The organism is Clostridium bornimense (genome assembly GCF_018917145.1).
GTDB classification, from domain to species: domain Bacteria; phylum Bacillota; class Clostridia; order Clostridiales; family Clostridiaceae; genus Clostridium_AN; species Clostridium_AN bornimense_A.
The window spans coordinates 1-11,678 of the sequence record NZ_JAHLOD010000002.1 but is presented as its reverse complement, the minus strand read 5'-3'; the positions used below and the strand labels follow the sequence as shown (position 1 = coordinate 11,678).

The 11,678-nt window shown below is 30.1% G+C and carries 10 protein-coding genes and 6 tRNA genes; 14 read left to right on the top strand and 2 right to left on the bottom strand.

The genetic code is table 11. From position 1 onward, the window contains the following. The first annotated feature begins 1 nt into the window (after position 1). From KQI30_RS00955 to KQI30_RS00930, 6 genes are all read left to right on the top strand, one after another. Positions 2 to 748, top strand: coding sequence for a lytic transglycosylase domain-containing protein (locus KQI30_RS00955; protein ID WP_253287329.1), 747 nt, complete (start codon positions 2 to 4; stop codon positions 746 to 748). Between the two features lie 281 nt (positions 749 to 1,029). Continuing rightward, the gene (locus KQI30_RS00950; protein ID WP_216461401.1) at positions 1,030 to 1,755 is read left to right on the top strand and encodes a pseudouridine synthase; all 726 of its coding nucleotides are present in this window, start codon (positions 1,030 to 1,032) and stop codon (positions 1,753 to 1,755) included. A 352-nt stretch (positions 1,756 to 2,107) separates the two neighbouring features. Further along, entirely contained in the window at positions 2,108 to 2,404 is a 297-nt protein-coding gene (locus KQI30_RS00945; protein WP_216461287.1) for a YerC/YecD family TrpR-related protein, read from the top strand. Positions 2,405 to 2,439: 35 nt separating this feature from the next. Further along, the gene (gene pcrA / locus KQI30_RS00940) at positions 2,440 to 4,677 is read left to right on the top strand and encodes a DNA helicase PcrA (protein WP_216461286.1); all 2,238 of its coding nucleotides are present in this window, start codon (positions 2,440 to 2,442) and stop codon (positions 4,675 to 4,677) included. Between the two features lie 13 nt (positions 4,678 to 4,690). Then, complete coding sequence (gene ligA / locus KQI30_RS00935; RefSeq protein WP_216461285.1) at positions 4,691 to 6,679, top strand: NAD-dependent DNA ligase LigA; 1,989 nt, start codon at positions 4,691 to 4,693, stop codon at positions 6,677 to 6,679. A gap of 19 nt (positions 6,680 to 6,698) precedes the next feature. Beyond that, positions 6,699 to 7,019, top strand: a complete 321-nt coding sequence (locus tag KQI30_RS00930; protein WP_216461284.1) for a hypothetical protein — start codon at positions 6,699 to 6,701, stop codon at positions 7,017 to 7,019. Positions 7,020 to 7,213: 194 nt separating this feature from the next. Here KQI30_RS00930 and KQI30_RS00925 read toward each other — a convergent pair whose 3' ends face one another. Together KQI30_RS00925 and KQI30_RS00920 are read right to left on the bottom strand one after the other, a co-directional pair. Further along, entirely contained in the window at positions 7,214 to 7,393 is a 180-nt protein-coding gene (locus KQI30_RS00925; RefSeq protein ID WP_216461283.1) for a hypothetical protein, read from the bottom strand. Positions 7,394 to 7,471: 78 nt separating this feature from the next. Beyond that, entirely contained in the window at positions 7,472 to 8,830 is a 1,359-nt protein-coding gene (locus KQI30_RS00920) for a hypothetical protein (RefSeq protein WP_216461282.1), read from the bottom strand. Positions 8,831 to 8,926: 96 nt separating this feature from the next. Here KQI30_RS00920 and KQI30_RS00915 point away from each other — a divergent pair, with 96 nt between their 5' ends. From KQI30_RS00915 to KQI30_RS00880, 8 genes are all read left to right on the top strand, one after another. Then, on the top strand, positions 8,927 to 9,520 hold the full coding sequence (locus KQI30_RS00915; RefSeq protein ID WP_216461281.1) for an XTP/dITP diphosphatase: 594 nt from the start codon (positions 8,927 to 8,929) through the stop codon (positions 9,518 to 9,520). 18 nt (positions 9,521 to 9,538) lie between these two features. After that, complete coding sequence (locus KQI30_RS00910) at positions 9,539 to 10,018, top strand: metallophosphoesterase (RefSeq protein ID WP_216461280.1); 480 nt, start codon at positions 9,539 to 9,541, stop codon at positions 10,016 to 10,018. Between the two features lie 85 nt (positions 10,019 to 10,103). Then, a tRNA-Pro gene (locus KQI30_RS00905) sits at positions 10,104 to 10,179 on the top strand. A gap of 70 nt (positions 10,180 to 10,249) precedes the next feature. Further along, a tRNA-Gly gene (locus tag KQI30_RS00900) sits at positions 10,250 to 10,323 on the top strand. A gap of 607 nt (positions 10,324 to 10,930) precedes the next feature. Continuing rightward, a tRNA-Arg gene (locus KQI30_RS00895) sits at positions 10,931 to 11,007 on the top strand. Positions 11,008 to 11,046: 39 nt separating this feature from the next. Then, a tRNA-Pro gene (locus tag KQI30_RS00890) sits at positions 11,047 to 11,122 on the top strand. A gap of 178 nt (positions 11,123 to 11,300) precedes the next feature. Beyond that, positions 11,301 to 11,374, top strand: a tRNA-Gly gene (locus tag KQI30_RS00885). A 189-nt stretch (positions 11,375 to 11,563) separates the two neighbouring features. Then, positions 11,564 to 11,640, top strand: a tRNA-Arg gene (locus KQI30_RS00880). The last annotated feature ends 38 nt before the right edge of the window (positions 11,641 to 11,678 follow it).

The following is an 11,678-nucleotide window of genomic DNA, read 5'->3' as shown; positions in this document are numbered from 1 at the left end:
TATGGATATAAGTTCAATACTTAATTCCTATAGTACAGAATTACAAAAGACGCAACTGGATAAGTTAAGTAATTTGAGTAGTAGCAATAGTAGTGAGGAAACTACAGAAAGTGCATTTAAAATGCAATTAATGTTATCAATGATACAACAAATGTTTAAGGATTCTGATGCATATTCTATAGTTATGCAATCATTTGCTAGTGCAATGAAGTCATCAAATTTTTCTTTTGATGGATTATTTAATACAAATACAACAACATCATCATATAGTAATGTTGGAAGTTCATCATTAACATCTAGTAGTAATTCAGAAACTTCTAATAGTATATATGACGGGGTAGATGAAAAAGTAGCTACAGCTATAGATAAGGCTTGTAAGAAATATAATATGGATCCAAGCTTTATAATGGCTGTTATAAAACAAGAATCTAATTTTAATAGTAATGCGGTATCAAGTGCTGGAGCAACAGGAATAATGCAAATTATGCCGTTCAATTTTGCTGGGCTTGGAATAACAGATCCTTATGATGTTGAGCAAAATATTGATGGTGGTACTAAGATGCTAAGCAATTTATTAGATGTTTATCAAGATAAGAAAATGGCACTTGCAGCTTATAATGCAGGATCAGGAACATTAGCAAATAGAAATATTACAGGGGAACAAGATTTTGATAGGTTACCTTCTGAAACACAAGATTACGTAAAAAAAGTAAGTGCTTATGAAGAGATGTATAATAAATATGTATAATAAAAAAAGAATTCCGTTTTTATACGGGATTCTTTTTTGCTATAAAATAATAGAATATTTAGGTTTGGATAAATGTTGAATGAACTGGAGAATATGTAGTTGTTTTTTGATATATAAAGCTGTTATATTTAAGTGTTGATTTTGGGCAAGCTACAGAAATTTTATTAAGTAACCATGAATATAACTTAAACTTAATAGTACTATGTTTATTGCATAGGAAACTTCAAAAGGTTATAATTTTTCTGTGCCCTGATTATATTAGAAGGAGATAAATGATGGCTATAGAAAGATTAGATAAAGTTCTAGCTAACTTAGGTTATGGAACTAGAAAAGAAGTAAAAGCATTAGTAAAATCAAAAGTTGTAGAAGTTGATGGCGTTGTTGCCAAAAGTTCAGATATGAAATTAGATCCTGAAGTTTCAGTTATAACAGTTGATGGTGAAGAAGTAAGATACAGAAAATATATATATCTTATGATGAATAAACCAGATGGTGTAGTTTCTGCAACTTATGATAAGTTTGATGAAACTGTAGTAGATTTACTTTATGATGAAGATGCAGTTTTTGCACCATTTCCAGTAGGAAGATTAGATAAGGATACTGTGGGATTATTGTTACTTACTAATGATGGAGATTTAAATCATAGATTAATATCTCCAAAGTATAAAGTTGATAAGGTTTATTATGCTGAAATAGATAAACCTGTTAATGAGAAAGATGTTGCAGCTTTTGAAAGAGGTATAACATTACAAGATGATGGATATAAGTGTTTACCTGCAAAGCTTGAAATTTTAAAAGCTACTGAAGATGGTTCAGAAGTAAAGGTTACTATAGTAGAAGGTAAATTCCATCAAGTAAAGAGAATGTTTGAAGCAAGGGGGAAAAAGGTGGTTTATCTAAGAAGAATAGAGTTTGGTGGGCTACATTTAGATGAAGAATTGGAAGAGGGAGAATATAGAGAATTAACAGAAGACGAATTGAAGATTCTAAGAGGTGAAAAGTTATAAATTTAAAGTTTATAAGTAGGAAAACTTTAAATTTATAATAAAATGAAATATTTCCATTAAAAAAATAAGATAGTGACAGAAAAATTTTCAAAAAACATTGAAATTTATCAAGTTATAGAATATAATCTATATTGCAAGATAAATAAAAAGAATGAATAGCCCCCTTTTTATTTATTATTTTAAAGACAGCTCAACCCCAAGAGCTGTCTTTTGCTATTTTATAAAGCATAAAGGTCGCAAGATAGGTGACTTTTATGCTTTATCTTTTTAACGTGTAAAATTAAAAACATTGATTAATGAGGTCAACTAAAATATAATTTTAATTATAACGAAAGGTTAAGGGGGAAGAATAGTGGAAGAGTATCATTCAATTTTAGAAAGCAAAGAGATGGATTTTCTATGTGATATGATTTTGACACTTAAAGATAGAGAAGATTGTTATAGATTTTTTGAAGATATATTCACCATAACAGAGATAAAATCTGCAGAGCAAAGACTACATGTAGCAAAAATGTTATATGAAAAAAAGACTTATCAAGAGATTGCTCAGGAGACAGGTGCTAGTACAGCAACTATAAGTAGAGTGAATAGATGTTTAAATTATGGTAGTGATGGATATAAAAGAGTGTTAGAAAGATCAAAAGAATGAAGGGAGGAACCTAGAGTTACACTAGGAAAGCATAAATGGATTTGAAGAAGTTACTTAATGAAAAACAATATGAGGCTGTTGAGACTATTAACGGACCTGTTTTAGTTTTAGCTGGAGCAGGATCAGGAAAAACTAGAGTTTTAACATATAGAATTGCAAACATGATTCAAAATTATGATATATATCCTTCTAATATATTAGCAATTACTTTTACTAATAAAGCGGCGCAGGAAATGAGGGAGAGAGTAAAAGCTCTTATAGGTGATGAGGTTGAAGTTGGATCTATGTGGATTTCTACTTTCCATTCAACTTGTGTGAGAATTTTAAGAAGAGAGATAGATAAATTAGGATATAATAAAAATTTTACTATTTATGATAGTTATGATTCTAAAACATTAATTAAACAATGTATGAAAGAATTAAATATAAATGACAAAGATATAACTGATAGAGAAATAGCATCTAAGATAGGTAGTTGTAAAGATGCTTTTATTTCAGCTAGACAATATAAGTTAGAAAATGAAAAGAATTTTAGGGAAAATAAGATTGCTGATGTATATGAATTATATCAAAGAAAATTAAAAGAAAATAATGCTTTAGATTTTGATGATCTTATATACAAAACAGTAGAGTTATTTAAGAAAAATGAAGATGTTCTTGGCTTTTATCAAAGAAAATTTAAATACATAATGGTGGATGAGTATCAAGATACTAACGGTTCACAATATTTACTTACAAAGTTATTAGCAAGCATGCATAAAAACTTATTTGTAGTTGGAGATGATGACCAATCTATATATGGTTGGAGAGGTGCAGATATCAAAAATATTCTTGATTTTGAAAAGGATTATGAAGATGCAAAGATAATAAAACTAGAAGAAAATTATCGTTCAAAAGCAAATATATTAAATGCAGCTAACTCAGTTATTGAAAATAATCCACATAAACATTTAAAGACTCTTAGAACTAATAATGAGTCTGGTGAAAAAATAAAAATTTATAGAGCTCATTCTGATAAAGATGAAGCGGAGTTTGTATGTAACGAAATGAATACTATTATGAAAGATAAGAATAAAAAATATAATGATTTTGCTATTCTTTATAGAACTAATGCGCAATCTCGTTTATTTGAAGAAAAGTTCTTATCAAGAGGGATTCCATATAGATTAATTGGTGGATTAAAATTCTATGATAGAAAAGAAATAAAGGATATAATGAGTTATTTAAAAGTTATTAATAATTCATTGGATTCTGTAGCATTAGAGAGAATTATAAATGTTCCAAAGAGAAATATAGGTGATACAACTGTAAATAAGCTTAAGGAATATGCTGAGTATACAGAATTACCTTTATTCAGTGCTGTTCTAGATTGTGAGACAATACCAACTCTTACACCAAGAGCAACAACGTCAATAAATAAGTTCGCTGCTCTTATGAGTTTACTTATGAGAAAAAAAGATGAAATTAAGGTATCAGAACTTATTGATGAAGTAATAAAAGAAACAGGATATGTTGAAGAACTTAAGAAGTCTAAGGCGCCTGAGGATATAAGTAGAATAGAAAATCTTAAGGAGTTAGTTTCTGCAGCTGTTGAATTTGAGAAAAATAATGAAGATAAATCTTTAGCGGCATTTTTAGAGTTAAATACATTAAATAGTGATGTAGATAATTATGATGAGGATGCAGATGCAGTAGTTCTTATGACGGTTCATTCTGCTAAGGGACTTGAATTTCCTGTAGTTTATATGGTAGGAATGGAGAATGGTATATTCCCTGGTACTGCTTCTTTTGATTCTCAAACAGAGATGGAGGAATCAAGAAGATTATGTTATGTTGGTATAACAAGAGCTAAGGAAATGCTATATATGACTCATGCTGATTACAGAATGGTATATGGTAAGACTGTATCTTATGCTCCATCAGATTTTATATCAGAGATTAATAAAGATTTAAAAGAGTATATAGGTGTTGAGAAGAAGAAAGGTACTTTTCAGTCTGGAAATAGTAAATTCAATGGATTTTCTGGATTTAACACTAGAAGTAATGGATCATTTGGAATAGCAAATAGTAAACCGAAAGTAAATAGTGGTGAAAAAACTGTGTTAGATCCAAATACAGCTGCTATAGGGCTTAAAGTTAAGCATCAAAAGTTTGGGGAAGGAACAATAGTTTCTTTATCTAAAAAAGAAGAGGGAACATATGCGACTATTGCATTTATGTCAAATGGAGTAAAAGTTTTAAGACTAGATATAGCACCACTTCAATTAGCGTAAAAGGAAGGTTAGTATGGATATTAAAGAGAGAATATCAGAATTAGTAGAGACATTAAATAAACATTCACATAATTATTATGTTTTAGATAATCCAACTATATCAGATAAAGAATATGATAAGCTTTATGATGAACTTAGGGAATTGGAGAAGTCTAGTGGTATAGTATTACCTTATTCACCTACACTTAGAGTAGGTGATGGGGTACTTCCTGGATTTACGAAGTATACTCATAAAGGAAAACTATGGAGCTTAGATAAAGCACAAACATCAGAAGAACTTATTGAATGGGATAAAAGAAATAGAAAGCTTATAAGTGAGTACAATAGTACTCATGAGGATAAGTTACCAGAGTTATCTTATATTGTTACTAAAAAATTTGATGGCTTAACAGTAAATTTAACATATGATAATAATGGGATATTATCAGTAGCTGCAACAAGAGGTACTGGTGAAGTTGGTGAAGAAGTTACTGGAAATGTTAAAACAATAAAATCAATTCCTCTTAAGATTGATAGTAGTGATGTTTTTGAAATTCATGGTGAAGCTATTATGACTAAAGAGGCTTTTGAAAACTATAATAAAGATGCCGATGTACCATTAAAAAATCTTAGAAATGGTGCTGCTGGTGCGTTAAGAAATTTAAATTTGAGAGAAACAGCTAGAAGAAATCTGTCAGCGTTTTTCTACGATATTGGATATAATGAAGGAACACCATTTAAAACTTATATGGAAATGATGGATTTTATTAAGAAAAAAGGTTTTCCAGTGGATGATTATATTGCTAAGTGTAATACTATCGAAGAAGTCATAGATCAAGGTAAATATATAAATGACATAAGAAGTGATCTAAATTATGATATTGATGGAATCGTAATAGCTATTGATGATATAAAAACTAGAGAAGTTTTTGGATATACAGTAAAATTCCCTAAATGGGCAATAGCTTTAAAGTTTGAAGCTGAAGAGGCTACTACAGAAGTTCTAGATGTAGAATGGAATGTAGGAAGAAGTGGAAGAGTTGCGCCAACGGCGATATTAGCACCGGTAGAATTAGCAGGTGTTACAGTGAAACGTGCAACATTAAACAATATGGATGATATTATGAGAAAAGGTGTAAAAATAGGGTCAAGGGTTTTTGTTAGAAGATCTAATGATGTTATTCCTGAAATTATGGGGGTAGCAGAAGAAGGTGAAGATGCTAAAGAAATTACACCACCAGAAAAATGTCCATATTGCGGTAGTGATATTGTTTTAGAAGGAGCACACTATTTTTGTGAAAATTCATTATCATGTAAGCCACAATTGGTAAAGAGTATAGTTCATTATGGTAGCAGAGAAGCAATGAATATACCTGGATTTAGTGAAAAAACAGCAGAAGCTTTATTTGAAAAGTTAGATATAAAAGCATTAAGTGATTTGTATTCTATAAAGAAAGAAGAGTTATTAACTTTAGATAAATTTGGAGATAAAAAAGCAGATAATTTATTAAATGCTATAGAAGGAAGTAAAAAGGCACCATTATATGCATTTATATATGCATTAGGAATACCTAATGTAGGTCTTAAGACATCAAAGGATTTATGTAAGAGATTTAAGTCATTAAATAACATAATGAATGCTACAGCAGAGGAACTTATTTTAGTAGAAGATATTGGGGATATTGTAGCTCAGTCAATATTAGAATTCTTTAGTGATGAAAATATAAAGAAATCTATTAACGATCTGTTAGAGGCTGGAGTATCACCTATATATGAAGAAAGTACTACTGAAGAAAGTGTATTTACAGGAAAATCTGTGGTAGTAACAGGATCATTAGAGAACTTTACTAGAACTACAATTAAAGAGAAATTAGAAGAATTGGGAGCAAAGGTTGCATCTTCTGTATCTAAGAAAACAGATTATGTTTTAGCTGGAGAAAAAGCGGGCTCAAAATATGATAAAGCTGTTGCTTTAGGAATTAAGATTTTAACTGAAGAAGAATTCTTGGAGATGATAAAATAAGCAGGAGGAAGGGAAAATCTTGGATGAGAATAGGGACGAAAAGTTAAGTTATACTGCTAGGCAAAAAAAGATTCATAAAACTATAGATATTTTATCGTGGATATTAGTTTTTATTACAATATGTACACTTATAGCTACAATGTTATTAAGTTATGATTATATAAATATGAAATATCAAATAGGGTATAGGGTATTTCAAATAATGTTATCTATAACAATGATAGTTGCAAGTGTATCATTATATGATTTTAAAAATAAAAATAAGGTGCCAGGTGAATCAATTGGGTGCATTATTGTAGCGTTTATATCGTTGGTGTTTGTATTTTTGAATGTTAACTAAATATATAAATAAAGGGACAGCGTTAGAAAAGTTTCTAATCGAATGTCCCTTTGTATTTATAGATATGTTTAGTTCATATATAAAACTGTTATACTTAAGTGTTGTTTTTTTGATATAAACTACTTTATATAATAAATTTTAAGTAATAAAGTATACTTCTAAAAAAGCTGCCACACTTTGTGTAACAGCTTTTTTTAATCTTCTTTATTATTTTTAGCTAGTGATGAAATGTTTTGATTTAATTTCTCTAAAAGATAATTTTTGTATTTAATTTGATTATAAAATCTATTAAAAAGTACAAAACTCCAAATTGATATTATACAAAATGTTAAAAGTGAAATTGCTATTAAAATGTAAAACAATGCAGTTAACATAAACTTTATTCTCCTTTGTAATTTATAAAATATATTATATCATATCAACTAATAATATAAAGAAAACTTTACTAATTATTAATCATTATTATCTAAAATTGGAGTCATATATCTTAATATCAAGTAAAATATAAACATGTTTCTACTAGAGTAAAAGTTGTCTTTAGATAGTTTAATTTTATTTTTCTTTCGGTTAAGCTCTAAACGCTTCAAAAATATAGGGGCATACCCTTTAGTTATATAAGATGAATCATGAGAAGGAGAAAAATTATTTTCTTCTAATAAGTCTTCTGATTTAAGAGTTTGATTTCTATATCTCTCCTCATTATCCATTTCTGGTGCATCTATAAAAGATAAAATAAGACCATTGTCGCATAGAGCAGTTTTATAAACTTTTGATATTATATCAGAAGAATCTTCTATATCTCTTTCTAATAGATTTATTATATAAAGAATAATATCTTCAGAATATACTTTGTCTTCAGAATCATCTCTGAAAATAAGATAAGTTTCATCATCAAAATACCTTATAAGAGTTTCTTTTATTATTTCTTCTTTTTCTCTGAATTTATCGATATTAAATAAATCATACATCAACTTATTGCATAATGACATTAATAATTCTGTTGTGAAGGAGGTTTTGTGAGATCCACAGGTGTTTTCAGTATAATAGTCTTCTAAATCAAGTATAAGAGACATTGCTTCTACGTTTTTTGATGATTCGTAAAAAATACATAATTGAAACAAAAATTCTACATATTCATCATTATTCATAGAATATAAATTATCTCTATTTAGTATGAATGCATTCAAGATATCTAGAGAAAAAGTTTTATATGCATCACTAGATTCTGTATCATCAATTAAGGAATATAAATAGAAACAATTCATCATTAGTGCTTGATCACAAAATGATATTTTTTGTGACTTATCTAAAAATTTTACTTCACTTAATATATTATCAGAAAGATCTTTTTTATCGACGAAAAATCCTTGAGTATTTCTAAGATGTGATACACAAAAATCTAGTTGTGATTTAACAATTCCTTTAAATAATGAACAATATTCTTTAGAGTAATTTGTAGTAAAGTTTTTATAATATTTATATAGGTTTAATATAGACAGTATCATATAACCATTAGAATGTATTTCTACCTCTTTCTTTAAGGAATGAGATGAAAAGGTAAAATTCTTATTTTTTAAAGATATTTTGGAATCAGCTTTTTTATATATGCATAATAGTGGAGAAATATTTTTGACTATGTTAATATCATTGTTAGGAAGAGTTTTTTCTAGTGAAGAACCTTTCAAAGTTATTCCGCATTTGGAATATAAAACAACTTGTTTTAAAGATTCTTTTGCAAAATAAAATAATTGATTATTAACTTTTGATTGATTAAGAGAGTTCATTCTTAAAAATGGACCTATATATTTCAAAATAGTCACCACCTAAATAGTAATTCATTTATTTATATGATATTTATATAATTAATATGAATTTGGGAAAATATCATTTTTATAGGAGGATAAGTTGTGAAAAAAATAATTGTTGCAAGTAATAATAAGCATAAGATACAGGAAATAAAAGAGATATTAAAAGAGTACAATGTTGTATCTCTAAAAGAAGAGGGAATCGAAATAGATCCAGAAGAAAATGGAACAACATTTATTGAGAATTCTTATATAAAAGCAAAAGCTATATTAGATTTTATAGGAAATAAAGAAAATATATTAGTTTTAGCAGATGATTCTGGACTAGCTGTAGATTATCTTAATGGCGCTCCAGGAGTTTATTCAGCAAGGTATGCTGGAGAACATGGAAATGATAAAAAAAATAACGAGAAATTACTTAAAGAATTGTCATCTGTATCTATGGAGAATAGGGGGGCTGCATTTAAGTGTGCGTTAGTTTTATTAGGACAAGGTGTAGATATTAGAGTAGAAGGTGAAGTGAGAGGATATATATTAGAGGAAGAAAAAGGAGATAGTGGATTTGGATATGATCCGTTATTTTTCTATCCTCCATTCAATAAAACCTTTGGACAAACCACAGAAGAGGAAAAAAATAGCGTTAGTCACAGAGGTGAAGCGTTAAAAAAACTAAGAGAAAAATTAAACAATATATAGATATATAGGAGAAAAAGTATGAAAATAGTAGTATTAAGCGATACTCATGGAGATAACTATTGTATATACAAGTCTTTAGAATATATAAAAACTATAAATCCTGATATTGTTTTACATTTAGGAGACAATACCAAAGATGTGGAGATTTACAAAAGAAACTTAGATATACCAATAGAAAATGTTAGAGGAAATTGTGATTTTTCATCTTCAGCAGAAAATGAAAAGATAATAGAACTTTGTGGTAAGAGAATTTTTATTACTCATGGACATTTTTATGGTGTTAAAGAAGGAGTACAAAGACTCCTATACAGGGGATTGGAATTAAAGGTTGATATAGTATTATATGGACATACTCATATATCAAATATAATATTTGAGGAAGGAATATGGATTGTTAATCCTGGTTCTGTATCATTACCACGTAAGGGGCAAAATTCCCTTGCAACTATTGATATAGAAGGGGACAAGATAACTCCGAGTATAATGTTAATAGATTAATTTATAAAAAAATAAAAAAAAGTGTTGACTATATTATAGCTTTAGTGTAGAATAATTTTTGTCGCCGAAAGAAAGCGTCAAAAACCGGGGTGTGGCTCAGATGGTAGAGTGCGTGGTTTGGGACCATGAGGTCGCAGGTTCGAGACCTGTCACCCCGACCATTTATAATATATTACGAAGTGGTTAGTACAGAATGTAGCTTAGCAATAGTAATATGTTATCAACACACATGCGGGCATTGCATAGTGGTAGTGCTTCAGCCTTCCAAGCTGATAGTGCGGGTTCGATTCCCGCTGCCCGCTCCAAAACATCTTTTAGAAGAATTAGGAGGAAGAAAATTCCTCGAAAGAATTTAAAAAAAGGTGTTGACAAGCTCGAAAGTATTTAGTAAAATACAAAACGTGCTGTGAGGAAAACACAAAACAAATTAAGTAACAGTGAATAACATAAATTGAGTATTGACTAAAAGTGAAATAAAGCTTATAGTAAAATAAGAATATTTGCTAGAAGTAATATGAAGCTTAAAGTATAATAGAAAGGTATTCGCTAGAAGCGAGTAGTACGAGGAAACAAGAAACGAACAAGTGAGAAATACTTCATGTATTCGAGCGAAGTGAGTGACGCAGTTGACGAAGTAATGCGAAGCTTATAGTAGAATAAAGATATTCGCTAGAAACAAGCAGTACTAGGAAACAAGAAGCGAATGAGTGAGAAATACTTCATGTATTCGAACGAAATGAGCGACGCAGTTGACGAAGTAATGCGTAGTTTATAGTAGAATAAAGATATTCGCTAGAAACAAGCAGTACTAGGAAACAAGAAGTGAATGAGTGAGAAATACTTCATGTATTCGAACGAAATGAGCGACGCGGCTGACGAAGTAATGCGTAGTTTATAGTAGAATAAGAATATGCGTCTTTAGCTCAGCTGGATAGAGCAACGCCCTTCTAAGGCGTGGGCCTGGGGTTCGAATCCCTAAAGACGCACCATATGTGTGTTATTACACTAACTGGTAGAGTACCAGTTATCGGGGTGTGGCTCAGATGGTAGAGTGCGTGGTTTGGGACCATGAGGTCGCAGGTTCGAGACCTGTCACCCCGACCATTTAAAAAATGAAATTTGGAGAATATCTATTTTCAAGAAACGAGCAGTACGAGGAAATGATGACTGAGGGAGTGAATAATACTATAGTATATGAACGACCGAAGGAAGAAATTGACGAAGTAATGCGAAGTTTATGGGAAATAGCCCAATGAATAGCGATAGAGCTTTGAAATATTATGCGGGCATTGCATAGTGGTAGTGCTTCAGCCTTCCAAGCTGATAGTGCGGGTTCGATTCCCGCTGCCCGCTCCATAACATCTTTAAGATGTAACAAACTTGATATTCACTAAAACAAATAGTTTATAGTAGAATAGAGGTATTCGCTAGAAACAAGCAGTACTAGAAAACAAGAAGCGAATGAGTGAGAAATACTTCATGTATTCGAACGAAATGAGCGACGCAGTTGACGAAGTAATGCGTAGTTTATAGTAGAATAGATATGCGTCTTTAGCTCAGCTGGATAGAGCAACGCCCTTCTAAGGCGTGGGCCTGGGGTTCGAATCCCTAAAGACGCACCATATGTGTCATTAGCTCAGCTGGTAGAGCACCTGACTCT